Annotated in this window: 24 protein-coding genes; 11 read left to right on the top strand and 13 right to left on the bottom strand. The window is 61.0% G+C overall.

Annotation, left to right across the window (positions count from 1 at the left end):
- The first annotated feature begins 258 nt into the window (after positions 1-258).
- Together KHO31_RS14890 and KHO31_RS14885 are read left to right on the top strand one after the other, a co-directional pair.
- Positions 259-2,709, top strand: coding sequence for a DUF6531 domain-containing protein (locus KHO31_RS14890; RefSeq protein ID WP_211623646.1), 2,451 nt, complete (start codon positions 259-261; stop codon positions 2,707-2,709).
- The gene (locus KHO31_RS14885) at positions 2,706-3,071 is read left to right on the top strand and encodes an immunity 8 family protein (protein ID WP_201070966.1); all 366 of its coding nucleotides are present in this window, start codon (positions 2,706-2,708) and stop codon (positions 3,069-3,071) included. Before KHO31_RS14890 ends, KHO31_RS14885 begins: the two co-directional genes overlap by 4 nt.
- A gap of 77 nt (positions 3,072-3,148) precedes the next feature.
- On the opposite strand, the gene KHO31_RS14880 is transcribed toward KHO31_RS14885, so the two are convergent.
- The 4 genes from KHO31_RS14880 to kynB all read right to left on the bottom strand — a co-directional run bounded on the left by KHO31_RS14880 (position 3,149) and on the right by kynB (position 6,901).
- Entirely contained in the window at positions 3,149-3,634 is a 486-nt protein-coding gene (locus tag KHO31_RS14880; protein WP_201070964.1) for a hypothetical protein, read from the bottom strand.
- A gap of 391 nt (positions 3,635-4,025) precedes the next feature.
- The gene (gene kynA, locus KHO31_RS14875) at positions 4,026-4,964 is read right to left on the bottom strand and encodes a tryptophan 2,3-dioxygenase (protein WP_201070962.1); all 939 of its coding nucleotides are present in this window, start codon (positions 4,962-4,964) and stop codon (positions 4,026-4,028) included.
- Positions 4,965-4,974: 10 nt separating this feature from the next.
- The gene (gene kynU / locus KHO31_RS14870) at positions 4,975-6,225 is read right to left on the bottom strand and encodes a kynureninase (RefSeq protein ID WP_211623644.1); all 1,251 of its coding nucleotides are present in this window, start codon (positions 6,223-6,225) and stop codon (positions 4,975-4,977) included.
- Between the two features lie 37 nt (positions 6,226-6,262).
- Positions 6,263-6,901, bottom strand: coding sequence for an arylformamidase (kynB, locus tag KHO31_RS14865; protein ID WP_201084742.1), 639 nt, complete (start codon positions 6,899-6,901; stop codon positions 6,263-6,265).
- A gap of 130 nt (positions 6,902-7,031) precedes the next feature.
- On the opposite strand from kynB, the gene KHO31_RS14860 reads away from it, so the two are divergent.
- Complete coding sequence (locus KHO31_RS14860; RefSeq protein ID WP_120289809.1) at positions 7,032-7,541, top strand: Lrp/AsnC family transcriptional regulator; 510 nt, start codon at positions 7,032-7,034, stop codon at positions 7,539-7,541.
- A 72-nt stretch (positions 7,542-7,613) separates the two neighbouring features.
- Here KHO31_RS14860 and KHO31_RS14855 read toward each other — a convergent pair whose 3' ends face one another.
- A complete protein-coding gene (locus KHO31_RS14855) occupies positions 7,614-8,123 on the bottom strand; it encodes a flavin reductase family protein (RefSeq protein WP_201070955.1) in 510 nt (169 codons plus the stop codon).
- 256 nt (positions 8,124-8,379) lie between these two features.
- On the opposite strand from KHO31_RS14855, the gene msrA reads away from it, so the two are divergent.
- A complete protein-coding gene (gene msrA, locus KHO31_RS14850) occupies positions 8,380-8,928 on the top strand; it encodes a peptide-methionine (S)-S-oxide reductase MsrA (protein ID WP_201084741.1) in 549 nt (182 codons plus the stop codon).
- A gap of 131 nt (positions 8,929-9,059) precedes the next feature.
- Here the strand turns inward: msrA and KHO31_RS14845 are convergent, their stop codons facing one another.
- The 3 genes from KHO31_RS14845 to pdxH form a co-directional block, all read right to left on the bottom strand.
- Positions 9,060-10,439, bottom strand: coding sequence for a DUF72 domain-containing protein (locus tag KHO31_RS14845; RefSeq protein WP_211623642.1), 1,380 nt, complete (start codon positions 10,437-10,439; stop codon positions 9,060-9,062).
- Positions 10,440-10,542: 103 nt separating this feature from the next.
- Positions 10,543-11,757 (bottom strand): SAM-dependent methyltransferase, encoded by a 1,215-nt coding sequence (locus tag KHO31_RS14840; protein WP_201070950.1) that lies wholly within the window; start codon positions 11,755-11,757, stop codon positions 10,543-10,545.
- A gap of 141 nt (positions 11,758-11,898) precedes the next feature.
- Entirely contained in the window at positions 11,899-12,540 is a 642-nt protein-coding gene (gene pdxH / locus KHO31_RS14835) for a pyridoxamine 5'-phosphate oxidase (RefSeq protein WP_201084740.1), read from the bottom strand.
- Between the two features lie 230 nt (positions 12,541-12,770).
- On the opposite strand from pdxH, the gene tcdA reads away from it, so the two are divergent.
- Positions 12,771-13,628 (top strand): tRNA cyclic N6-threonylcarbamoyladenosine(37) synthase TcdA, encoded by an 858-nt coding sequence (gene tcdA, locus KHO31_RS14830; protein ID WP_201070948.1) that lies wholly within the window; start codon positions 12,771-12,773, stop codon positions 13,626-13,628.
- 116 nt (positions 13,629-13,744) lie between these two features.
- Here tcdA and trxA read toward each other — a convergent pair whose 3' ends face one another.
- Positions 13,745-14,593 carry a thioredoxin gene (gene trxA, locus KHO31_RS14825; protein ID WP_201084739.1) on the bottom strand — a complete coding sequence of 283 codons (849 nt, stop codon included), beginning with the start codon at positions 14,591-14,593 and terminating at the stop codon, positions 13,745-13,747.
- A gap of 97 nt (positions 14,594-14,690) precedes the next feature.
- The gene (locus KHO31_RS14820; protein ID WP_201070944.1) at positions 14,691-15,566 is read right to left on the bottom strand and encodes a pirin family protein; all 876 of its coding nucleotides are present in this window, start codon (positions 15,564-15,566) and stop codon (positions 14,691-14,693) included.
- Between the two features lie 174 nt (positions 15,567-15,740).
- Between KHO31_RS14820 and vapB the strand changes: the two genes are divergently transcribed.
- The 3 genes from vapB (at position 15,741) to KHO31_RS14805 (ending at position 17,331) form a co-directional block, all read left to right on the top strand.
- On the top strand, positions 15,741-15,974 hold the full coding sequence (gene vapB / locus KHO31_RS14815; protein ID WP_172309389.1) for a type II toxin-antitoxin system VapB family antitoxin: 234 nt from the start codon (positions 15,741-15,743) through the stop codon (positions 15,972-15,974).
- A complete protein-coding gene (locus KHO31_RS14810) occupies positions 15,974-16,375 on the top strand; it encodes a type II toxin-antitoxin system VapC family toxin (protein ID WP_074282364.1) in 402 nt (133 codons plus the stop codon). Before vapB ends, KHO31_RS14810 begins: the two co-directional genes overlap by 1 nt.
- A gap of 74 nt (positions 16,376-16,449) precedes the next feature.
- The gene (locus KHO31_RS14805; RefSeq protein WP_211623640.1) at positions 16,450-17,331 is read left to right on the top strand and encodes an EamA family transporter; all 882 of its coding nucleotides are present in this window, start codon (positions 16,450-16,452) and stop codon (positions 17,329-17,331) included.
- Positions 17,332-17,430: 99 nt separating this feature from the next.
- Here the strand turns inward: KHO31_RS14805 and KHO31_RS14800 are convergent, their stop codons facing one another.
- Together KHO31_RS14800 and tsaE are read right to left on the bottom strand one after the other, a co-directional pair.
- The gene (locus KHO31_RS14800) at positions 17,431-19,017 is read right to left on the bottom strand and encodes an N-acetylmuramoyl-L-alanine amidase (RefSeq protein WP_211623638.1); all 1,587 of its coding nucleotides are present in this window, start codon (positions 19,015-19,017) and stop codon (positions 17,431-17,433) included.
- Positions 18,999-19,583, bottom strand: coding sequence for a tRNA (adenosine(37)-N6)-threonylcarbamoyltransferase complex ATPase subunit type 1 TsaE (gene tsaE, locus KHO31_RS14795; RefSeq protein ID WP_201070936.1), 585 nt, complete (start codon positions 19,581-19,583; stop codon positions 18,999-19,001). The genes KHO31_RS14800 and tsaE overlap by 19 nt, the downstream gene beginning before the upstream one ends.
- Positions 19,584-19,600: 17 nt before the next feature.
- On the opposite strand from tsaE, the gene queG reads away from it, so the two are divergent.
- Genes queG through xerD form a run of 3 tightly spaced genes read left to right on the top strand, consistent with a single transcriptional unit; the run spans position 19,601 to position 22,273 of the window.
- On the top strand, positions 19,601-20,842 hold the full coding sequence (gene queG / locus KHO31_RS14790) for a tRNA epoxyqueuosine(34) reductase QueG (protein ID WP_211623636.1): 1,242 nt from the start codon (positions 19,601-19,603) through the stop codon (positions 20,840-20,842).
- Positions 20,843-20,870: 28 nt separating this feature from the next.
- Positions 20,871-21,341, top strand: a complete 471-nt coding sequence (locus tag KHO31_RS14785) for a methylated-DNA--[protein]-cysteine S-methyltransferase (RefSeq protein WP_201070933.1) — start codon at positions 20,871-20,873, stop codon at positions 21,339-21,341.
- Positions 21,338-22,273 carry a site-specific tyrosine recombinase XerD gene (xerD, locus tag KHO31_RS14780; protein WP_201070931.1) on the top strand — a complete coding sequence of 312 codons (936 nt, stop codon included), beginning with the start codon at positions 21,338-21,340 and terminating at the stop codon, positions 22,271-22,273. The genes KHO31_RS14785 and xerD overlap by 4 nt, the downstream gene beginning before the upstream one ends.
- A 6-nt stretch (positions 22,274-22,279) precedes the next feature.
- On the opposite strand, the gene KHO31_RS14775 is transcribed toward xerD, so the two are convergent.
- Positions 22,280-23,149: class I adenylate-forming enzyme family protein (locus KHO31_RS14775; protein ID WP_236071258.1), on the bottom strand; the 870-nt coding region annotated here is incomplete at its 5' end.

Here is a 23,149-nt window from a genome sequence, read left to right as displayed (position 1 = left end):
ACGCCGCGCGCAGCGTTTCCCTCTCCGTTGTAGATATCTACTCTCGTGCTCTCCACCTTCTTTGACTGTCCTCGATGCGGGCGTTGTTGGCGCTCCGCATAGCGCCGATCCTCCGCTGAAGCCTGTCATTTCGGCAGGTTTGTGAAGATGTGTTGCGTGGTTGAAATTTTCCGAATTTTCCTATTTTGGATTCATGAATCCCTGATGCAACGTCGAATTAGTACGAATTTCTAACGACGTATTACAACAGGGAGATTCATGAAACCAAGAAACCCGTCTCACGGGGCTGTCGTCAACCTTGCTCGTTTACTGGCCGCGCTCGCATTACTTCTGGTCGCGTTCGGTGCAAGAGCCGACCATACGTCCGACTGTACTAGCCGCTACGCAAAGTCCGGCGCGGTACCCGGCACTAAATGGTGTGCCCTCGACGTGGCAAGTAACACGCCGGGTGGTCCAGGCGGCTACTCGTGTCTTAACGACATCGATCTCATCAAGCAATGGTGCGCGGGCGAAACCGACCCGCAGCCTGAGCAATCCTGTCCGGTTGCTGATCCCGTCTATCCGGGCAGCGGTGCCGTCACGCTGACTGAAAGCGATTTCGTGAGTGGTGACGACGTACCGATGGTGTTCACGCGAACCTATCGTTCAACGCCGCTTGCGAAAAATATCGGCGCGATGGGACCGGTCTGGTTCCATAGCTGGCAGCGCAACCTGGGCCTGGCGAACGCGAACAGCGGCAGCCCGTCAACGATCCTTGCTTATCGCGAGAATGGCGAGCCCGTTACGTTCAGTTGGTCAAGCGGTGTGTGGCGCGCGTCTGGAAGTCCCGTCTTAAGTTTGGCGCAAAGCGGCTCAGGGTGGACGCTAACCAATCAGACAACGGGCACTACCGAAACGTACTCTGCGCAAGGCGTCCTGCTTTCAGAGAGCACCAGAACCGGATTCCTTCGAACACTGAACTATGACGGCAGCGGGTTGCTTACAGTTATCACTCAGCATGCAGCAGGAACAAGCGCGAACAATGACCTGACTGTGCGACTGGAATACGACGACAAGCGGCGCGTCTCCCGGCTGCTTGATCCGGTCAGCGGCATGACGCAGTACGGGTACGACAACAATAGCAATCTGACTTCTGTCACCTGGCCTGACGGTAATGTTCGACGTTACGCTTACGACGACGCGCGGTTCAAGAATGCAATAACCGGGGAGATTGATGAAGCCGGTACGCGTATCGCGACGTGGAGCTACGACGCACAGGGTCGTGCGAGCGCCGTTAGCCATCCTGACGCGTCGCGCAACGTGCAGTTCGCCTATGGCAACGGTGCAACTACGTTGAGCTATGGGAAAAGCAACCTCACGATTCATTTTTCTTCGACCGGAGGCGTGCTGCGCCCTACGGGCACCGGTTCGACCAAAGGTGCAACGAAAACTGCATGGGAATCGGACGGTAATCTTGGGTCGCAAACCGGGATCGACGGCAGCAGTCAGGAGTACACCTACGACAATGCCGGCCGTCCCACTCGTCTGGTAGTCCACAGTGCGTCGGGCATATCAGTGACCTCGGTTCGCTATGCCGACGCGACGACGCTCCGTCCTTCATCGATGGCGCAGCCAGGTAAGGTGCGGGCATTCGTGTATGACGCGAACGGCAATGTCACGGGATTCAGCGAGTTCTCCACGAGCGATCCAACTGGAGAAAGCGCGTTCGATGCTAAAGCGTCTGGGCAGCAAAGGACAGCAGGTGTTGCCTACGACTCGTCAAATCGTGCGGTAGCGGCCCTTGAATATTTTAACGGAAGCAAGACCGCTGACTGGCTGTACTTCTATGACGCGACGGGCAATCTGCGCCTTGCCACCGATAGGGTATCGGGGTGGACGCTGGGCATGATGGGCAGGGACGCAGCGCACCGCGCTACCTATCTGGCTGGCGACAATCGAGAAGCACTTATCACCTATAACGCACGAGGGCGGGTAACGCAGTTCGCTTATTTCGAGTATCCAACTACGTTGAACGGGGGTCTTCATCGGACGCTGACCCTCAAATATAGTTACTCCGCCGATGGGCAAATCGTGTCCCGTACAGGCACTGCCGCAAGGAACAACGGTGGCTCAACGTTTATGGGTGACGCGACGCCAATAAGCAGCGACGAAATTGACCAATGGTTGGATAACTACGAGTCGGGGATCAACCCCGTTGGGCCGCCTGCTAATTTACACGGCCTGCTAAAGGCGTTGCAATCTGTACAGGAGCCTGGCCTGGAACCGGTCTGCATCGAATGCGCATTCGTCATTCCGCTGCGCTGGGCTAATACAGGTTATAACGTTTTCAAAGACCCGATCTGGGCGGGCATCGGGAGAGGGGGCAAACCATCAGCGGAAGCTAAACAGTGTGTAGATCTTCCACCGCAACTGACGACCGCAGAACGAGCAGGAATGCTGCGCGAGCTGTTCGGCCAGAAGGGTAATACGAGGATGGGGACTGCTACACGCGCGGACTCTGATGCGTTGGGAAAAGACTTTGTCGGTCCGGGGTTTCGAGAAACACGTGACGGATCAGGCTGGGTGAGCGCTGACGGCTTGCGCGTCTATCGGTTCCCCAAGTCGAAGGACTCTCCGTATGCGGATACAGGGGTACAATCCAATTTCCAAGTGAAGAGCACGCCAAACGGGCAACCATACGTGAACGGTCATTTGAACATCGCGCCATGAAAGTAGAAGCCAAGACGTTCGATTCCATTGAAATCGAAGATCCACTAGACGACTTCCGCCCTGCCGATATCAGTAACTTCGGAACATGGATACGTGTGGGAATCGGGACATCTGGGTCGCCGGCAGCAGACAACTTCGAGATACTTGTTTGCACGCCGACCTGGCTCGACTCATACATTGAAGGCGAGAAAGATGGAGCAGCTTGGGGGCGTCATATGCTCATCGTGTCCCACTACGATGTAGACCAGATAAAGCGCGCCGTTGAGCGTCTGGTGAGTCGGTGCGGTAGCGATGATTGGGTGAGCACGGCACAAAAGATTGCTCGTTTTGCTCATTGGGAGTTCGAGGATTACGCGGCGTAAGGCTGTCGGCTGGACGAAAAAGGCGCGAGTAGTTCGCGCCTTTTTCATTGCAGCGGCGTGGTGGCCGCCACTTCAACCTAGTGCTTCACTGGCGCCTGTTGCACTTCCGCCCGCGCGCACGCGGCAGTCCTCACACGCGCGTGCTTACGCGTCACAGCATTGTCCGACGCAGCCTCGGCTGCAGCTGTAGCTTCCCCTGCTTCTCGTCCAACCTCCGCAGCATCTGAAAGAAGTTGTGCCGCAAGTTTGGCGGTGATGCGACTGTGAACAACGCCCTTCGCATCGAGCGCGATCACCTGGTACAGGTCACGGTCGCATTCAACTTCCTGCTGGTATTGCTCGACGGTATAGAGCAGGTGTTCCAGCAAGTTACGCTCACGGCGTCTTTCCTCAACCGTCGTAGCCGGGCATCGGGTGATGCTCGCTGCGAGATCAATCAGTGTTTCAAGCTGCTGGATTTGCCGGTCGCATGCGCCAAACGCCGACAGTGCAAGTTTTTCGTACTGGAGCGCATCAACAGGTGGGCGTGATGCAGTTTTGGTCTTTTTAGCGGGTTTGCTCATGGTGCGATTTCCGGTGTGTTTCTGAAACGCCCGACACTCTCTAACAGATGGGGTGAGCGGGCACGTAGCGAGTTTGAGAGACCGGCGGTAGTTCAAACCGGCGGGCCTTTCGGCCCCCTCACTACGACCCGCCCATTGATTGGACGTGCAGAAGCAAGCGCACGACCCACGAATGCAGGTCGTGCGAACTACCGTTCAGGCTCTCACACCCGGCCGCTTTGTTTAACGGCAAACAGAAATCTAACCCAACCGTTTTTTAAGACGATCAACCACACCGGCTAAACGCGCGAATTATAACCAATCTTTACATTTGGGCCGATGCGTCGACGGGTCGCCGTGCGTTGCGCGAACGTGGTCAATGCATCGGACATCGACCACGGCATAAAGACCCTTAAAGCATCGTCCTCACATGCCAAAGCTCGGGAAACAACACAACGTCGAGCATCTTCCGCAGGTAAGGTGCGCCACTCGTGCCACCCGTGCCTTGCTTGAATCCGATAATTCGTTCAACCGTCGTCACGTGACGGAACCGCCACTGTCGAAATGCATCCTCGAGATCGACAAGCTCCTCTGCCATCTCATACAACTCCCAATGCTGCGAAGGATTTCGATATACCTCCAGCCACGCAGCTTCAACAGAAGCATCATGCACAGTCGGCTGCGTCCAATCCCTCTCCAATCTGGAGGGTGAAATCGCAAACCCACGCCGCGCCAGCAGTCGAACGACCTCGTCGTAAAACGAAGGCGCTTCCAGCGAAGCCGTCACCTCGGCAAGAACATCCGCCCGATGCGCATGCGGCTTCAGCATCTGCTCATTCTTATTGCCGAGCAAAAACTCGATCTGCCGATACTGATAAGACTGGAACCCTGAAGAGCTACCCAGATAAGGCCGCATCGCCGTGTACTCGGATGGCGTCATCGTCGCGAGAACGCTCCATGCCTGCACGAGCTGCTCCATGATCCGCGACACTCGCGCAAGCATCTTGAACGCAGGCGGCAACTCATCGCGATGCACCGCCTTCAACGCAGCGCGCAGTTCATACAGCGCGAGCTTCATCCACAACTCACTCGTCTGATGCTGGATGATGAACAGCATCTCGTTGTGATCCGGCGATAACGGATGTTGCGCATCCAGCACCGTCCCCAACGACAGATAATCGCCGTAACTCATCGACTCCGAAAAATCGAGCTGCGCGTCATGCCAGCCATCGCCGGCATCGGCAGCGGCCGTAGCGGAGTCCGAAGGGGCAGCTACACTGCCGTGTCCAAACGGACACCCTTGCACCGGTTTCTCTTCTGGCAATCCCGGCGTTTGCATGTGATCGGTCATCGCGCGCTCCTTAGGTCACTGCGCCGCGGGCGGCAAATTCAGGTGCTCGCCAGGTCTCTTGCGCAAGCACATCGCGCAGCGTCTCCACCGCATCCCACACATCGACAAAGCGCGTGTACAGCGGCGTGAAACCAAATCGCAACACATGAGGCTCGCGATAATCGCCAATCACGCCGCGCGCGATCAGCGCCTGCATCACTTCATAACCGTGCGGATGCTCGAAGCTCGCGTGCGAACCTCGCTGCGCATGCTCACGCGGCGTCACGAGCTTCAACGGAAACTCGCCGCAACGCGCTTCAACCAGTTCGATAAACAGATCGGTCAACGCGAGCGACTTCGCGCGGATCGTCTGCATGTCCGTCTGCAGGAATACATCGAGACCGCATTCGACCAGCGACATCGACACCATCGGCTGCGTGCCGCACAAGAAGCGGCCGATACCGTCATCGGGTTGATACGCCGGGTCCATCTTGAACGGCGCGCGATGACCCCACCAACCGGACAGCGGCTGCGCAAAGTCGTTCTGATGCCGCTTCGGTACCCATACGAACGCCGGCGAACCCGGGCCGCCATTCAGATACTTATACGTGCAGCCCACCGCGTAGTCCGCGTCAACCCCATTGAGGTCGACCGGCACAGCCCCTGCCGAATGCGCGAGGTCCCACAGCGCGAGCGCGCCCTTGTCGTGGATCAGCTTGGTCAGCGCGGCCATGTCGTGCATGTAACCGGTGCGGTAGTTCACATGCGTGATCATCGCGATCGCGGTGTCATCGCCGATCGCGGCGGGCAGCTCGGATGGGTCATCGACAAGCCGCAATTCGTAACCGCGGTCGAGCTGTTCGATCAGCCCTTGCGCGATGTACAGATCGGTCGGGAAATTCGAGCGCTCGGAGACGATCACGCGACGCTTCGGATCGCGCGCATTCGCCAACCGCACGGCAGCCGACAAAAGCTTGAACAGGTTGATCGAAATCGTATCCGTGACGACCACTTCGTTGTCGGCCGCACCGATCAGCGGCGCGAGCTTGTTGCCGAGGCGACGCGGCAATTCGAACCAGCCGGCGGTGTTCCAGCTGCGGATCAAGCCGTCGCCCCATTCGGCGGCGATCACGGTCTGCGCGCGTTGCGCGGCGGCGGCCGGCGGCACGCCGAGCGAATTGCCGTCGAGATAGATGGTGGTCGGCGACAGCGCGAACTGGTCGCGCAGCGTTGCGAGCGGGTCGGCGCTGTCGAGCGCCAGTGCTTCGTCACGGTTGTTCATGATGGTCCAGTCAGAGAGGGCGGTGTGATCAGGGAATTCAGCGAGATTCGGGCAGCGCACGCAACACGGCGCGCACGGGGCTCGCATCGAGCGTGGTCAGCTTGAGCGGCAGCGCGATCAGTTCGTAGTCGCCGGGCGCGACGGCATCCAGCACGATGCCTTCGAGGATCGCCATGCGGTGCGCGCGAATCCGGTGGTGGGCGTCCATCGTCTTCGATTCCTGCGGATCGAGCGACGGCGTATCGATGCCGATCAGCTTCACGCCTTTCGCGGCCAGCAGATCGATGGTCTCCGGTGCAACCGCACAGAACGCGCTGTCCCAAGTTGTCGTCGGCGCGCTTTTGTAAGTTCGTAGTAAGACTCGCGGTGGCAGCTCGTCGAGCGAACCAGTCAGGTGTTGTGGCGTGACAACAGGCGAAGCGCCGATGCAATGAATCACGCGGCAGCGGCCAAGGTACGCGTCGAGTGGCACCTGGCCGATCGCCGCACCTTCGGCGTCGTAGTGAAGCGGAGCGTCGGTGTGGGCGCCGGTGTGGGGCGACAGCGTCAGGCGCGCGACGTTGACGGGCGAGCCCGCCTCCATGCGCCACACGCGTTCGATGCCGACCGGCGTATCGCCCGGCCAGACGGGCGTCGCGGTATCGACGGCGGGGGTGATGTCCCAGAGTGTTTCCATGTCTCCATCGGCAGATTGTGTCTATCTGGGAATGATAGGTGCCTTGGCGCGAAATGTGATTGCGAAAAAATCTCCTTCTGAGCCGTGTCTTGGAACATAATTTGAGTCAAATGGGAAAGGGAGACCGAATATGAACGCGATCTCGCTCGACGCCACCGATTGCCGTATCTTGACGGTGCTTCAGCAAGAAGGACGGATCAGCAATCTCGATTTGGCGGAGCGCATTTCGCTTTCGCCGTCAGCCTGTCTACGGCGTTTGCGCCTGCTGGAAGAGCAGGGCGTTATCGAACATTACCGCGCGTGTCTGAATCGCGAAGTGCTGGGTTTCGAACTGGAGGCGTTCGTGCAGGTGTCGATGCGCAACGACCAGGAGAACTGGCACGAGCGTTTTGCGGAGGCCGTGCGGGATTGGCCGGAAGTGGTCGGCGCATTTGTCGTGACCGGCGAAACCCATTATCTGCTACGGGTACTCGCCCACAATCTCAAACACTATTCGGATTTCGTGCTGCAACGCCTCTATAAGGCGCCGGGTGTGATGGATATTCGTTCGAATATCGTGCTGCAAACGCTGAAGGAAGATTCGGGCGTGCCGGTGTCGTTAGTGACGAAAACCAGCGGGCATAGCGCGCCGCATAGCTGAGTGTGAGCGGCTGGTCAGCTTGCATCGGCTCGTACCTGCTGCGACCGTTGTTCAAACACAGCGGCGCAGCGTTCAAAGCGTCTTGAGTCCGTGAAATTGGGCGTTCTGGAAGACCAGCGGCGCAATCTCCGCGGCATTCTCGTGGACGCCGCAGCGCTCCACTTCGCCGACGAAAATCACGTGGTCGCCTTCTTCGTAGCGGCTGCGGTTATGGCATTCGAACCACGCGAGCGCACCGTCGAGCACCGGCATGCCGGTGTCGCCTTCGGCGTGCGATACACCCTCGAAACGATCGCCCTTCACCGTGGCAAAGCGTTTGCAGAGATCGAGCTGCGACGCGGCCAGCACGTTGACCACGTAGTGACTGTTCGCCCGGAACACCGGCATCGATGCCGAGCGCGTGGCGAGGCTCCACAGCACCAGCGGCGGATTGAGTGAAACCGAATTGAACGAGCTGGCCGTGATGCCGATCAATTGGCCGGACGCTGCGCGCGTTGTAATGACGGTGACGCCGGTGGCGAATTGGCCAAGCGCCTGTTTAAAGGCGGACTGGTCGAAGTTGGGCGGGCTGGCGTGCTTCATCGGGCGAAAGCCTTGGTGCCAAGCCGGGTGAACCCCGGGCTGAACCCATCGCGCGTGCAGCCGGAAACAAATGATTCAAAAGTCATAGTGAAAATCGTCGATTTGTCCCAATTTTAACTGCAATCGCGGTGGACTGGCCGCGACCCCTGCCGGTTAGTGGAAAAACCGCTAAGCTGGAAAGTCTTGGTGGTGGCATGAGCGTTGCGGTTAACCGGGACCGGCATTGGCCGACTATGAGTATCAAGGAGCAAGCAGCATGAGTCAGACTGGCGAAGTCGCCACCCTTGGTGGCGGGTGTTTCTGGTGCCTTGAAGCGGTGTATCTGGGCGTGGAAGGCGTGAACTCGGTGGAGTCGGGCTATGCGGGCGGCCAGACTCAACGGCCGACCTATGAACAGGTGTGCGACGGCGTGACGGGCCATGCGGAAGTCGTGAACGTCGACTTCGATCCGGCGACAATCAGCTATCGCGAGATTCTTGATATTTTCTTCGCGATCCACGATCCGACCCAGTTGAACCGGCAGGGCAACGATGTCGGCACGCAATACCGCTCGGCGATTTTTACCCACTCCGACGCGCAGCGTGAAACGGCACTGCAGGCGATCCGCGAGATCGGCGAACAAGGTATCTACGACGGTCAGATCGTCACCCAGGTGCTACCGCTTGACGGCAACTACTGGCCGGCCGAGGCGTATCACCAGAACTATTTCGCGCAGCATCCGAATCAGGGGTACTGCTCGTTCGTGGTGGCGCCGAAGGTCGCGAAGTTCCGTCAGAAGTTCGCGCATCGGATCAAGGCGAGCTGAGTCGGCGCGGCGGTGGGGGTTGATGGCAGGCCGATTGGCGGGACAGGCTGCCGCCTCGGCTTCAGCCTGGCGGCCCGGTAAGCCGGGCGACGCCGGGCGACGCCGGACGGCGCGCAATGCACATGCGCCGCTCAGCTTGTCTCGCCGTCTTCGCGCTGCCCACTCTTGTCCGACTCCGACTCCGTTTGCTCATGCTCATGCTCATGAGCCAGGCGCGCATATGCTTCAATAATCTCCCGCGCCAGTTCCACGCAGCTTAACGGCGCCGAACCCTCCGCCTTGTTGTTGATCGCGATCACCACCGGCTGGCCGGCCAACGCATAACGCGCGGCCAGTTCAGCGAGCGCGGCGCGGGTCGACGGGTCCTGATCGACCAGCTGGTTGAACGGCTCGTACTTGGCCTTTGCCTGTTCGTATTTGAAGCCGCCGTGCAGACTCCAACGCACGATCAATGGTCCGGCCGGCTCGCCGTCCAGCAGCGCGAGCGCCGCCGCCTGGCGCAGCGGGTCCGGCATCCGCGCATGAATTCCCACGCAATACCGCACTCCCGCCGTTTTTAGCGTGCGGATGAAGCGTGGCGTGAGCAAACTCGCGTCGCGGATTTCGATTGCGTAGCAAGTGCCTTCAGGCAGCTTCGGCAACGCTATCAGGAACTCAGCAAGGCGTTCGATGAACGCCGCGGGTTGCGCGAGCATCTGGTCGGGCAGCGGCGAGAGCTGGAACACCAGCGCCCCGGCTTTGTCGCCGAGGCCTTCGAGGCACGGCGTGACGAATTCGTCGATCGCCATTTGCGCGTTCAGAAAGCATGGGTTCAGCGAGACCGGTTCGCCGCGTTCGGCGCGCACGGTGGCGTCGGTGATCGTCATCGGCGCTTTGACGATGAAGCGGAAGTGCGCCGGCACCTGCTGTGCGTAGCGCAAGTATTCGGTGACGGTGAGCGCCTGATAAAACGACCGGTCGATACTGACAGTCTTTAGCAGCGGATGCGCGCCATAAGCCGTCAGACCTTCGCGTGAGAGTTTGCTATTGCTGTAGTCATCACCGTAGACGATACCGTTCCAGCCCGGAAACGACCATGTCGAAGTCCCGAGGTGGACCTGCGGCGGCAGTTCGGCGGCGAGTGCCCGGAGTTCAGGAGAGGGTGCTGCGGTGAGAACGTCGCGCGAGCGGCGTTTCCTGGGCGTATCGGTGGTTGACGCCGCATTGGCTTCGACCGCGGTACGGGTTTCGGGTGGCGCAGGTGCGTCGTCTTCCTGCCAGGGGAGGGTAGCGTCGCTTGCCTTTTCGCGCGGCTGGCGCCGCCGCTTACTCTGCGCCGTGGCAGCGGGCGGCTGAATTGCAGCTGAGTTTGCTCGAGTAACTTCGGTGCCGGCATCCGCCTTCAAGGGCGATTCCTGCGCTGGTGGCTGCGCCACCGGCATGCCGAACAGATCGAACTGCACGGCGTCGGCCTGTGCCTCATGCTCGGCGCTCACCGGCTGTTCAACTTCGCTTGTCCCGCTCTGATCCATCGATGTTCGACCTGCTGTTTAAGGTTTGCGCCGCGTCGGCCCGCCCATACAATGCACGCAGCGCCGGCACGCAGCCACGGCAAATCGCCGCGGCGCAACCGTATCACAGCGGTTTGTCGTACATATAACGGCGCGACCACGGCAAGGTTTTCGCGCTGCGGCCGGCTTTGCGGCAGACCACCTGGAAGATCGAGACGTCGTCGTTTTCGAAAGCGTACGCGCAGCCGGCGAGGTACACACGCCAGATACGGAATTTTTCGTCGTCGACCAGCTTGCGGGCTTCGTCCGCATGCGCTTCGAAGTTTTCCGCCCAGATGCCCAGCGTGTGCGCATAGTGACGGCGCAGGCTTTCGACGTCAACCGCTTCCAGACCGCCGCGCTGCATGGCTTCGAGGGCAAGGCTGATGTGCGGCAGTTCGCCGTCCGGAAATACATAGCGGTCGATGAATTCGCCGCCGCCGAGCGCGGTTTCACCGCTGTCCGAATCGCTCGACGTGATGCCGTGATTCATGGCAACGCCGTCGTCGACGAGCAGATCGTGGATTTTCTCGAAGTAGCCCGGCAGATTTTTGCGGCCGACGTGCTCGAACATGCCGACGCTGGTGATGCGGTCGAACTGGCCGTCGATGTCGCGATAATCCTGCAGACGAATTTCGATCTGGTTTTCCAGGCCCGCGGCCTTCACGCGTGAGGTAGCGAGATCGAACTGGTTCTGCGACAGCGTCACGCCGACGCACTGAGCGCCGAATTTCTGCGCGGCGCGCAAGACGAGCGCTCCCCAGCCACAACCAATATCGAGCAGGCGCTGCCCCGGCTGCAAATGGATCTTGGTGAGGATGTGGTCGATCTTCTTGATCTGCGCGGTGGCGAGATCTTCATCGCCGTTTTCGAAGTACGCGCACGAGTAGACCATGTTCTCGTCGAGCCACAGCTTGTAGAACTCATTCGAGACATCGTAGTGATACTGAATGGCCTTCTTGTCAGACGATTTCGAGTGCTGGAAATAGCGCCGTACGCGCGCGAGCTTGCTCGCGCTGGTGACGGTGTTGCGCGCCAGCTGATAGCTGATGTTGATGATGTCCGACAGCTTGCCTTCAATGTCGATCTTGCCCTTCACGTACGCCTCGCCGAGATTGTCGAGGCTCGGTTCGAGCAGATAAGGCAGCGCCGTGGCGCTTTTGACATGTAGCGTGACCTGAGGCGCGGCGAACTGCCCGAAGTCATGTTGCTGGCCGTCCCACAGCACAAGGCGTGCTGGCAGGTTAGCCCTGGTTTTTACCTCTTCCACCCACTGCGCCAGCTTTTTCTCCCAGAACATGTGATCTCTCCGTGTCCGTTGAATTAAAGCAAAGCTTGTGTGGACCGCTGCTCACTGCGGCGCAACTCCCATGCCGCGAGGCGCAATCCGGCCGTTGCGCGCTGCTGCGTTGGCAACGCGCGTACGGTGTTGTATCCCGGTTCAAGGCGATAGGCGGGAGATTTGCCAGTTGCTGCTTTCGCTTGAACGCGTGTAGAGCAAACGGTCGTGCAGACGCGACGGCCGGCCCTGCCAGAATTCGATTGCTTCGGGTACCAAACGATAACCGCCCCAATGTGGTGGGCGCGGAGGTTGGTCGCCGTATTGCAGGCTGATTTCGCGTTCGCGCGTTTCGAGCTGCGAACGGCTTTCAATTGGCTGACTTTGATTCGATGCCCACGCGCCGATGCGTGAACCAAGCGGGCGCGACACGAAATACGTATCGCTTTCTTCTGCGCTGGTTTTGACAATGCGGCCCTCGACGCGCACCTGGCGTTCGAGTTCGATCCAGTAGAACAGCAGGCTCGCGTAGGGATTGGCAGCCAGTTCGCGGCCCTTGCGGCTTTCGTAATTGGTGAAGAACACAAAGCCGCGCTCATCGACGCCCTTGATCAGCACGATGCGCGCCGACGGCCGGCCGCGCGAGTCGACTGTGGCCAGCGTCATCGTATTCGGTTCGGGCAGTTGGGCGTCTACCGCTTGCCGAAACCACGTGTCGAATTGACGAAACGGGTTGTGGTCAACATCGGCAACGTCCAAAGAACCCAGCGAATAGTTTTTTCGAAGTTCGGCGAGTGAGGTCATGTTCTTATGCGAACGCTACAGTACATCCAGTATAGCTAAGGCGTGAGTTCTTTGCCCGCGACTAAGTCAATGTCTGCCGCGCTATGTGGATTTTCCTGTCACCACGTTTGCGGCCATTCGTGATCAAGTAAGTGCGGCGATGTGCATTGTCGCGATCAGGCAAAATACGGGCTGCGAGCGCTTTGGCGTTGCCACTTCCTGTTTTGCCTGCTTTAAACGAGCCTTCCACCATGTCCAGCACCACCACGCATTCCGATCTTACTACCAGCCTCGACGGCAGTGAAACCGCCGATCGTGCGCGGCGCTTCGGCGGCGTTGCCCGCCTGTACGGCGCGCCGGCGCTCGCCGCGTTCGAAGGGGCGCACGTTGCCGTGATCGGCATCGGCGGGGTCGGCTCGTGGGTGGCGGAGGCGTTGGCGCGCAGCGCAGTTGGCACGCTGACCTTGATCGATCTCGACAACGTCGCCGAGAGCAACACTAACCGCCAGATCCACGCGCTGGACGGTAACTACGGAAAACCGAAGGTCGAGGCGATGGCAGAACGCATCGCGGCGATCAATCCCTTCTGCGACGTCCGGCTGGTTGAAGACTTCGTCGAGCCGGACAACTTTGCGGTGACGCTCGGCGGTGGTTTCGACTACGTGATCGATGCGATCGACAGCGTGCGCACCAAAACCGCGTTGATCGCGTGGTGCGTCGAGAAGAAGCAGCCGTTGATTACGGTGGGTGGCGCGGGTGGCCAACTGGACCCGACGCGCATTCGGATCGACGATCTCGCGTTGACCATCCAGGACCCGTTGCTGTCGAAAGTGCGCGGGCAATTGCGCAAACAGCATGGGTTTCCGCGTGGTCCGAAGGCGAAGTTCAAGGTGAGTGCGGTGTATTCCGATGAGCCGCTGATCTATCCGGAAGCCGCCGTCTGCGATATCGACGAGGAAGCGGAGCACGTCACGACGTCACCGGGTCACATGGGACCGGTGGGTTTGAACTGTGCGGGATTTGGATCGAGCGTGTGTGTGACCGCGAGCTTCGGCTTTGCCGCTGCCGCGCATGTGTTGCGAGCGTTGGCAAAGCAGGCGACGGGTTGACGCGGTAGTGGGTGACAGTGTCGCTGCGTTAGAACGGTAGGATGCTCGTGCAGTAAGACCGGCGGACGCAGTGCATTCAGGTGCGGCTCCTTGGCTGCACCTGAACACCGTACAGATTAAAACAACAACGCGCTCAGCTTGCGCCGCCATTTCGACACCAGCTCCGGCTGATGCGCGGCGAGATCGAACACCGACAGCATCGTCTTACGGCCGATATCTTCGCGGAATGTGCGGTCGCGTTGCACGATGGCTAACAGATGCTCGAGCGCGCCGTCGTATTTGCGGCGGGCGATGAGTGCGCTAGCCAGATCGAAGCGTGCTTCGAGATCGTCCGGGTTCGCTGCGACTTGGGCTTCGAGTGCGTCCGTGGGCGGCAGATCAGCAGCCGCGTCCACAGCGTCGAGTCGTGTCTTGATCGCGTTGAAGCGGGCGTCGATCCCTTGCGTGGTTTTCGGCGACAGCAGATCGACTTCATCGCGCGCTTCGTCGATGCGGTGATCTTCGAGCAGCATCTCGATGAGGTCCATGCGCGCTTCGTCGAAGCCTGGGTCGTAGGCGAGTGCGGCTTGCAGCGCATTGTAGGCATCGTCACGACGGCCTTCGGCCAGCGCGGCTTGTGCTTCAAGACGTGCCGCGTCCGCGCCTTGCGGCACGAGGCGCTCGATAAACTCGCGCAACTGGCCTTCCGGCAGCACGCCGACAAATTGATCGACCGGCTGGCCATCTGCAAACGCCATGACATGCGGAATGCTGCGCACCTGGAAGTGCCCGGCCAATTCCTGGTTCTCGTCCACGTTCACCTTTACCAGCTTCCATTTGCCGGCGGCTTCGGCTTCGAGCTTTTCCAGCATCGGACCGAGCGTCTTGCAGGGACCGCACCAGGGCGCCCAGAAATCGACCAGCACGGGGGCCAGTGTCGACGCCGTGATGACGTCCTGTTCGAAAGTGGCCAGAGTGGTGTCCATTGCGTCCTCGTCGATAAAACGGTTTGTTGGCTAAGTGGGGCCGGGCACGGCGAATTCAATGCGCCTCGCGCGCACTTTTACGTGCCCGGGTTCGCGCTCATTTTCTTGTCGGCAGCGGAATCCATTCGGTTTCACCCGGCACCTTGCCCATCTCCTGGTTGGTCCACGCCAGCTTCGCGGCTTCGATCTTCTCGCGCGAGCTGGCGACGAAGTTCCATTCGATAAAGCGCTCGCCATCCAGCTTCTCGCCACCGAGGAGCATCGCGCGCGCGCCGTGGGTGCTGGCAAGCGTGACGGTCTCGTCGAGCGCGAGCACGGCCATCTGACCCACTTCGAGCGGTGTGCCGTCGATCTCCAGATCGCCGTCCACCAGATACACCCCGCGTTCCTCGTGTTCCGGTTCGAGCGCGAAGGCACCGCCCGGGGCGAACTCCGCGGCCACATATAGCGTGCCGGAAAAGGTCGCGACCGGCGAGGTCTCGCCGAACGCGCTGCCCGCGATCACACGCAGCGTAACGCCGTTACGCTTGACCACCGGCAGCGTGTCGGCCGCGTGATGCGAGAAGGATGGTTCGATGTCTTCGTCTTCAAGCGGCAGCGCGACCCAGGTCTGGATGCCGTGCATGGCCAGGCCGCTCGCGCGGTCTTCGGCAGGCGTGCGCTCGGAATGGACGATGCCGCGGCCCGCGGTCATCCAGTTGACGTCGCCCGGGACGATCTTCTGCTCGGAGCCGAGGCTGTCGCGATGCATGATCGAGCCTTCGAAAAGATACGTGACGGTGGCGAGGCCGATATGCGGGTGCGGACGCACGTCGAGCCCGACACCCGGTTCGAGCGTGGCGGGGCCCATGTGGTCGAAGAAGATGAACGGGCCGATCAGGCGTGCCGCCATGGCCGGCAGCACGCGCCGCACGGTGAGACTGCCGACGTCGCGCAGATGCGGTTTAAGGACTGCTTTGATCGAAGAAGTCATGGGGCAGGCTCGGCTGGGAGGGTGGGTTGGATTTTGCTTTATGGATGATTCTACTGCGGTTGAGGCTACGCCCGCATTCTGCACGCTATGTACACACATGTATTTACATTGATGCCGCGGATGGCTATAGTATTAGCTCGTACATCCAGCGTACATCCGCAGCAGGAGTTCAGCATGCTCACCAAAGTCTTCCGCAACGGCAATTCGCAAGCGGTGCGTATTCCAGCCGAACTGGCATTCGACCGCGCCGACGTCGAGGTTGAAATCGAACGAGTTGGCGAAGAATTGCGGATCCGTCCAACCCGGCGTCCACTGACCGGCGTGCTCAAGAAATTCGGCAAATTCGGGCCAGACTTCATGTCCGAAGGACGTGGCGACCACGAGCAGGCCGAGCGCGAGGATTTGTAATGCCGCGCTACATGCTCGACACGAATATCTGCATCTATCTGATGAAGAACCAGCCGGAACAGGTTGCGAAGCGCTTTGCGGAATGCTTCGTCGGCGATGTGGTGATGTCTGCCATTACCTTTGCGGAACTCGAATACGGCGTGGCGGTATCGGCGAACCGTGCGCGCGAGCGCCGCAACCTGGCGGCGCTCGCCGAAGACATTCTGGTCATGCCGTTCGACAGTGCGGCAGCCAGTGCGTACGGTCCGATTCGCGAGGCGACGCGTGAGCGTAAGAAGGATCAACTCGACAAGCTGATCGCAGCGCATGCCGTGGCGCTCGGGGTGGTGCTGGTGACCAACAACGAACGTGACTTCGCCGCGTATCCGGGGCTGCGCGTGGAAAACTGGCTGAACGGCTAACTACGCTTTAACGCACTGTCGAGTGAGGCGACGTCCGCTAAACTGCCGGATCGAACAATCAAATGGAGACGGGGATGTCGCCCAGGGATCTGCTGCTCGCGCTGGTGGTCGTCGTTGCGTGGGGCGTCAATTTTGTCGTGATCAAGGTGGGCCTGCATGGCGTGCCGCCGATGCTGCTTGGTGCGCTGCGTTTCTCGCTTGCCGCGGTGCCGGCGGTGTTTTTCGTCAAGCGGCCGCAGATGCCGTGGCGCTGGCTGTTCGCTTACGGGGCGACGATTTCGTTCGGGCAGTTCGCTTTCCTGTTCTCTGCGATGTACGTCGGCATGCCGGCGGGACTCGCTTCGCTCGTATTGCAGGCGCAGGCATTCTTCACGCTGATTTTCGCGGCGCTGTTTCTGCATGAGCGATTTCGCGTGCCGAACATCGTCGGTTTGTTGATCGCAGCGGGCGGTCTCGCGGTCATCGGCATGCAAGGCGGCCACGCGATGACGTTCGCCGGTTTCGCCCTCACGCTGTGCGCCGCGTGTTCGTGGGCGTTTGGCAATATCGTCACGAAGAAGGTCGGCAAGGTCGATCTGGTCGGGTTGGTGGTGTGGGGGAGCCTGATTCCGCCGTTGCCGTTTTTCGCGCTGTCGTACGCGTTCGAGGGGCCGCAGCGGATCGTCGCGGCGCTGTCCGGCATCAGCGCGATGTCGATTTTCGCCATCGTATACCTCGCGTTTATCGCGACGCTGATCGGCTACGGCTTGTGGAGCCGGCTCCTATCGCGCTATCCGGCGAGTCAGGCGGCGCCGTTCTCGCTGCTGGTGCCGATTGTCGGGCTGGCGTCGGCGTCCCTGTTTCTCGACGAGCAGTTGTCGGCAGCGCAGATCGTGGGCGCCTTGCTGGTGATGGCAGGGTTGGCGGTCAATGTGTTCGGTGGTTGGGTCGTTCAGCGGCTTTCGCCGGCGCGTTGAATGCCTCTTGAGCGTGAAGCAGAAAAAACGGCCGCATCGAGCGGCCGTTTTTTACCGCCTGCATGACACAGCGCGACGCGGTGTCATGCAGGGGAGGCGTTACGTCATGCGGTTTTTCGCCAACGGCGGATTCGCCGCGAAATAGCGTTTGATACCGGTCATGATCGCATCGGCCATCTTCTCCCGATACGCGTCGTCGTTCAGGCGGCGCTCCTCATCCGGGTTGCTGATGAAGGCGGTCTCCACGAGGATCGATGGAATGTCCGGTGCCTTCAGCACGGCAAACCCGGCCTGTTCGACCGAACCTTTGTGCAGCTTGTTGATGCCGCCGATCTCCTTCAGCACGAAGTTGCCGTAGCGCATCGAATCGCGGATCTGCGCGGTGGTCGACATATCGAACAGCGCGCGGTTGACGGTGGCGTCAGCGGACTTGATGTTGATCCCGCCGATCTGATCCGACGAGTTCTCCTTGTTCGCCATCCAGCGCGCCGCGGCGCTCGACGCACCATGCTCCGACAAGGCGAACACCGACGAGCCCTTTGCGTCGGGCGTGGTGAACGCGTCCGCGTGGATCGATACGAACAGGTCCGCACCCACGCGCCGCGCCTTCTGCACGCGCACGTTGAGCGGCACGAAGAAGTCGGCGTCGCGCGTCATCATGGCGCGCATGTTCGGCTGTGCATCGATCTTTGCGCGCAGCTTCTTCGCGACGTCGAGTGCGATGTGCTTCTCGTACGTGCCCGAAGCGCCGATCGCGCCCGGGTCTTCGCCGCCGTGGCCTGGATCGATCGCGACGGTGAGCAGACGCACCGTGTTGCTCTTGCCGGTTTTCGGGTTGGTGAATGCGTAGCTGTCGTCGCCGTCGCTGTCATCGCCACCGAGGTTGCTGCCACTGGTCCCCCCCTTGTTGCGGGCGATCGCGCTGGGCGGCGTGACCGGCGCAATCGGTGGCGTCGGCGTTGTGGACTTGCCGAGGATGGGCGGAGCAGGTGTCGGCGTGACGCGCACCGGCGGACGTGGCACGCCCGGCGCCGTTCCGCCACTGCCGTTCTGCGCATAACGCTCAAAGAAGGCTTCGCTGTTGTCGGGGGTGGGCGGCGTGGTGCCCGGGCCGCTTAGCGTGGCAGGCGGCGCGTTGTTTTCGTCCAACGTTTGCTGCTTGCGCTCGGTCTGCGCGAGCAGATCCATCAGCGGGTCGGGTGCGACAGCGGGGTACAGGTCGAACACCAGCCGGTATTTGTACGCGCCGACGGGCGGCAGCGTGAACACCTGCGGTTTCACCGAGCCCTTCAGATCGAACACCATGCGCACGACGTGCGGCTGATACTGCCCGACTCGCACCGACTGAATCTGCGGATCGTTCGGCGTAATCTTCGAGACCAGATCCTTCAGCGCCTGATCCAGATCGAGGCCGCTCAGATCGACCACCAGCCGGTCCGGACCCTGCAGCAACTGCTGCGCGTTCTGCAAAGGCTGATCCGACTCGATCGTCACACGCGTGTAATCGCGCGCCGGCCAGACCCGCACACCCAGCACCGAGCTCGCCCACGCGAGACGCGGAGCGACCAGGCCGAGCACGAGCGTGGACGCGCCCGCGCGCAGAATCTGCCGGCGCCGCCAGTTATGCGTTGCGGTAGCCGCTGATTCGATCGAGCGGAACGGTTTGATCAACATCTTTCGAGACATGCCTTTCCTGATTCGCTATATGCCCGTGCGACGAGTACCCGGCCGTCGCCCCCGCTGTCCAGGTCGAGCGAGAAGACGAGATCCGGCACGCCGAGGAGCCGCCCGGCGCGCTGCGGCCATTCGACGAGGCAGATGGCGCCGCTGTCGAAGTACTCGCGAAAGCCCGCGTCGGCCCATTCGGCCGGATCGGTGAATCTATACAGATCGAAGTGATAGAGCGCGAGTTCCCCAGCGGGCCGCTCGAGCACGTAGGGTTCGACGAGTGTGTAAGTGGGACTGCGCACGCGGCCGGCGTGGCCGAGGCCACGCAAGGTCGCGCGCACGAGGGTGGTTTTGCCGGCGCCGAGATCGCCGACGAGTTGTACTTGCAGTCCGTGGAATGCCTGATCATCCGCCGCACCCGATGCGCGTTGCTGCGGGTTTTGCTGCAACTCGCGCACGCTTTCGATCGCCTGGGCGAAGCGCTCGCCGAATGCATGGGTGGCGGCCTCGTCCGCGAGCGCGAAGGAGCGTTCGAGCAGGACATTGGCGGGCGGTTGGATCGCGAGATCGGGATTGACGGGCATTCTCGTAAAATGGCGTGATGAACCGAAGTCCGGAGTCCCCTGTTTCCTGCACGCCTGCGTCTAACGACGATGCGCGTGCCGAGCGTCATTTCGATGAAGCGGCGCTGAATGCGCTCGCGCTCAACATCAAAACGTGGGGCCGTGAACTGGGTTTCGGGGAGATCGGTATCAGCGACACCGATCTCTCCGCTGCCGAAGCACCGCTTGCAGCATGGCTGGAGGCGGGTTGCCACGGCGAGATGGATTATATGGCGAAACACGGCATGAAACGCGCGCGCCCCGCCGAGCTTGTGGCCGGCACGCGACGTGTGATTACCGCGCGCATCGCCTATTTGCCCGCTCAGACATTGAGTGGAAAGGCGCACGAAAGCGCTTTGCAGGACTCGCCGCTCGCACCGCAAGACTGGCGCGCGGCCGAGCATGCGCGGCTCGCGGACCCATCGGCGGCGGTGGTGTCGATCTATGCGCGGGGCCGCGATTATCACAAGGTGATGCGTAACCGTTTGCAACATCTGGCCGAGAAAATCGAAGCGGAGATCGGTGCGTTCGGCTACCGCGTTTTTACTGATTCGGCGCCGGTGCTCGAAGTAGAACTTGCTCAGAAGGCCGGCATTGGCTGGCGCGGCAAGCACACGCTGCTGCTGCAGCGCAATGCCGGTTCGCTGTTTTTCCTCGGCGAAATCTACGTCGACGTGCCGTTGCCAACCGATGCCGAGATTTCGCCCGACGATGCACCCGAAACACCGGGCTCGCATTGCGGCAGTTGCACGCGCTGCATCGGGGCATGCCCGACCGGTGCGATCGTGGCGCCCTATAAGGTCGATGCACGTCTCTGTATTTCGTATCTGACGATCGAACTGAAGGGCAATATTCCCCTGGAAATGCGGCCGCTGATCGGTAATCGTGTATACGGCTGCGACGATTGCCAGCTCGTCTGTCCGTGGAACAAGTTTGCGCAGGCTGCACCGGTTGCCGATTTCGACGTGCGGCACGGGCTCGATCGCGCGACGCTGGTCGAATTGTTCGCGTGGAGCGCGGACGAGTTTGATACGCGCATGCAGGGCAGCGCGATTCGCCGCATTGGCTATGAAAGCTGGCTGCGCAATCTGGCGGTGGGGATGGGTAATGCGCTGCGTGCGTCTTCCGAAAGTTTGAGCGTGGATGCGCGAGAGGCGATTGTTCACGCGCTGAAGTTACGTGTCGAAGATCCTTCCGCCGTGGTGCGCGAGCATGTGGAATGGGCGTTGGAAGCGGCGTAAAGTAGCGCCAATCACGGAGCAGGCAAGCATGTTCAACGCAGTGATCGATGCACCGTTCGGCAAGGTCGGCATCCGCCTTGAAGGCGAGGCCGTACGCGAGATCGTCTATCTGCCGGAGTCGATCCAGAGCGTCGCGCCGGACACGCTGCTGGCAAAGCAGGCCGTCGAGCAGATCGAACGTTATTTCGAGCGTGCGTCCGCGAAGTTCGAGTTGCCGCTGGCTGCGGTCGGCACCGCGTATCAGCGGCGCGTCTGGCAAGCGATCAGCGACATCCCGCCGGGCGTCGTCCTGACCTATGGGCAACTGGCAAAACAGCTAGGCAGCGTTCCGCGCGCGGTCGGCCAGGCGTGCGGCTCCAACTATTTCCCGATCGTGATTCCGTGCCACCGGGTGGTCAGTTCGAGCGGCATCGGCGGATTCGCGCATCACGCCGGAGACGGTTTCTTTCGCAACGTCAAGCGCTGGCTTCTGGCGCATGAAGGTATCCCGTACGCATGAGCGACACCGTGACTGAAGACGCGCCCATCGCGTCACCTTTGTTTGTGGCGAGTTCGGCCTCGATCGATGCCTTCTGCGACGCGTTGTGGCTCGAGCACGGCTTGTCGCGCAACACACTCGATGCGTACCGGCGCGATCTGCGGCTGTTCTGCGAATGGCTGGCGCAAACCCGCAACACGTCACTCGATACCGCCAGCGAGGCTGATCTCAACGCCTATAGTGCGGCACGTCAGAAAGACAAATCCACCTCGGCGAACCGGCGGCTCTCGGTGTTTCGCCGCTACTACGGCTGGGCGGTGCGCGAGCATCGCGCGAAGGTCGATCCGACGGTACGCATCCGTTCAGCGAAGCAACCGCCGCGTTTTCCGTCGACGCTCTCTGAAGCGCAAGTCGAAGCGCTGCTCGGTGCGCCGGATATCGACACGCCCTTGGGCCTGCGCGATCGCACGATGCTGGAGTTGATGTACGCGAGCGGTTTGCGTGTCACCGAACTCGTCACGCTGAAGACGGTGGAAGTGGGCCTGAACGAAGGTGTAGTGCGTGTAATGGGCAAGGGCTCGAAAGAGCGCCTGATTCCGTTCGGCGAAGAGGCGCACGGCTGGATCGAACGCTATTTGCGCGAAGCGCGTCCGGCGTTGCTAGGGGCGCGGGCGACGGATGCGCTGTTTGTCACGAGCCGCGCGGAGGGCATGACCCGCCAGCAGTTCTGGAACATCATCAAGCGTCACGCGGCAGCAGCCGATGTGCACGCGCCGCTCTCACCGCATACGCTGCGGCACGCGTTCGCCACGCACCTGCTGAACCATGGTGCCGATTTGCGCGTCGTGCAATTGCTGCTCGGTCATACGGATATCTCGACCACGCAGATCTACACGCACGTGGCCCGCGAGCGGTTGAAGTCGCTGCATGCGCAGCATCATCCGCGGGGGTGAGGCTCGTTAGACGAATTCACGAAGCCGGTGCTTGAGAATCTTCCCCGTCGACGCCGCCGGCAGCGCAGCGAGCACCTTCACTTCGGCAGGCCGCTTGTATGGCGCGAGACGCTCGCCACACCACGCGATCAGTTCAGCCGGCGACACCTTCGCACCCGCGATCAATTCGACGAACGCGACCACTTCCTCGTTACCCTCTACTGCCCGCCCGATCACCGCCGACTGCACCACCTGCGGATGGGCGTTCAACACATGCTCGACTTCCGCCGGATACACGTTGAAGCCCGAGCGGATGATCAGCTCCTTGCTGCGCCCGACGATATGCAACGCGCCGTCCGTGTCCTGCCGTGCGAGATCGCCGGTCTTGAGCCAGCCGTCTTCGGTGACAGCGGCGCGGGTCTGTTCCGGGCTGCGGTAGTAACCCAGCATCACGTTCGGGCCACGCACCCACAGTTCGCCGATTTCGCCCGGCGCGGCATCCACGCCGTCGAGCCCGACGAACCGCACGTCAACGCCAGGAATCACCTCGCCAACCGAGCAATCGCTGCGCGGTGCATCGAGCATCGTGTGGGAGACGGTCGGGCTGCTCTCGGTCATACCGTAGCCGTTGTGCAGCGGGAGGCCGTAGACGCTTTCGACGTGCGCCTTCAACGCGGCGTCGAGCGGCGAGCCACCCGAATAGGCAAAGCGCAGATGCGGCGCGGACCACGCGTGGCCGTGCGTCTGCAAATGTTCGAGCAGTTTGGCGTGCATGGCCGGAACACCTTGGAAGCATTCCAATCCCGCGTCGGGCTCGGCGTTGGCGGAGAAACGGAGATGCGGTATACCGGTGAACGGCAGCGCCGCAATGACCGACACGGCAATGGTGCATGCCTG

Origin of the sequence: Paraburkholderia domus (assembly GCF_905220705.1) — a bacterium.
GTDB lineage: Bacteria > Pseudomonadota > Gammaproteobacteria > Burkholderiales > Burkholderiaceae > Paraburkholderia > Paraburkholderia domus.
The sequence above is the reverse complement of the archived record's forward strand: the minus strand, read 5'-3'. Positions and strand labels throughout refer to the sequence as shown.

Coding starts and splice junctions, on each gene's coding strand:
- KHO31_RS14890 (WP_211623646.1), top strand. CDS start 259: ATGAAACCAAGAAACCCGTCTCACGGGGCTGTCGTCAACCTTGCTCGT.
- KHO31_RS14885 (WP_201070966.1), top strand. CDS start 2,706: ATGAAAGTAGAAGCCAAGACGTTCGATTCCATTGAAATCGAAGATCCA.
- KHO31_RS14880 (WP_201070964.1), bottom strand. CDS start 3,634: ATGAGCAAACCCGCTAAAAAGACCAAAACTGCATCACGCCCACCTGTT.
- kynA (WP_201070962.1), bottom strand. CDS start 4,964: ATGACCGATCACATGCAAACGCCGGGATTGCCAGAAGAGAAACCGGTG.
- kynU (WP_211623644.1), bottom strand. CDS start 6,225: ATGAACAACCGTGACGAAGCACTGGCGCTCGACAGCGCCGACCCGCTC.
- kynB (WP_201084742.1), bottom strand. CDS start 6,901: ATGGAAACACTCTGGGACATCACCCCCGCCGTCGATACCGCGACGCCC.
- KHO31_RS14860 (WP_120289809.1), top strand. CDS start 7,032: ATGAACGCGATCTCGCTCGACGCCACCGATTGCCGTATCTTGACGGTG.
- KHO31_RS14855 (WP_201070955.1), bottom strand. CDS start 8,123: ATGAAGCACGCCAGCCCGCCCAACTTCGACCAGTCCGCCTTTAAACAG.
- msrA (WP_201084741.1), top strand. CDS start 8,380: ATGAGTCAGACTGGCGAAGTCGCCACCCTTGGTGGCGGGTGTTTCTGG.
- KHO31_RS14845 (WP_211623642.1), bottom strand. CDS start 10,439: ATGGATCAGAGCGGGACAAGCGAAGTTGAACAGCCGGTGAGCGCCGAG.
- KHO31_RS14840 (WP_201070950.1), bottom strand. CDS start 11,757: ATGTTCTGGGAGAAAAAGCTGGCGCAGTGGGTGGAAGAGGTAAAAACC.
- pdxH (WP_201084740.1), bottom strand. CDS start 12,540: ATGACCTCACTCGCCGAACTTCGAAAAAACTATTCGCTGGGTTCTTTG.
- tcdA (WP_201070948.1), top strand. CDS start 12,771: ATGTCCAGCACCACCACGCATTCCGATCTTACTACCAGCCTCGACGGC.
- trxA (WP_201084739.1), bottom strand. CDS start 14,593: ATGGACACCACTCTGGCCACTTTCGAACAGGACGTCATCACGGCGTCG.
- KHO31_RS14820 (WP_201070944.1), bottom strand. CDS start 15,566: ATGACTTCTTCGATCAAAGCAGTCCTTAAACCGCATCTGCGCGACGTC.
- vapB (WP_172309389.1), top strand. CDS start 15,741: ATGCTCACCAAAGTCTTCCGCAACGGCAATTCGCAAGCGGTGCGTATT.
- KHO31_RS14810 (WP_074282364.1), top strand. CDS start 15,974: ATGCCGCGCTACATGCTCGACACGAATATCTGCATCTATCTGATGAAG.
- KHO31_RS14805 (WP_211623640.1), top strand. CDS start 16,450: ATGTCGCCCAGGGATCTGCTGCTCGCGCTGGTGGTCGTCGTTGCGTGG.
- KHO31_RS14800 (WP_211623638.1), bottom strand. CDS start 19,017: ATGTCTCGAAAGATGTTGATCAAACCGTTCCGCTCGATCGAATCAGCG.
- tsaE (WP_201070936.1), bottom strand. CDS start 19,583: ATGCCCGTCAATCCCGATCTCGCGATCCAACCGCCCGCCAATGTCCTG.
- queG (WP_211623636.1), top strand. CDS start 19,601: ATGAACCGAAGTCCGGAGTCCCCTGTTTCCTGCACGCCTGCGTCTAAC.
- KHO31_RS14785 (WP_201070933.1), top strand. CDS start 20,871: ATGTTCAACGCAGTGATCGATGCACCGTTCGGCAAGGTCGGCATCCGC.
- xerD (WP_201070931.1), top strand. CDS start 21,338: ATGAGCGACACCGTGACTGAAGACGCGCCCATCGCGTCACCTTTGTTT.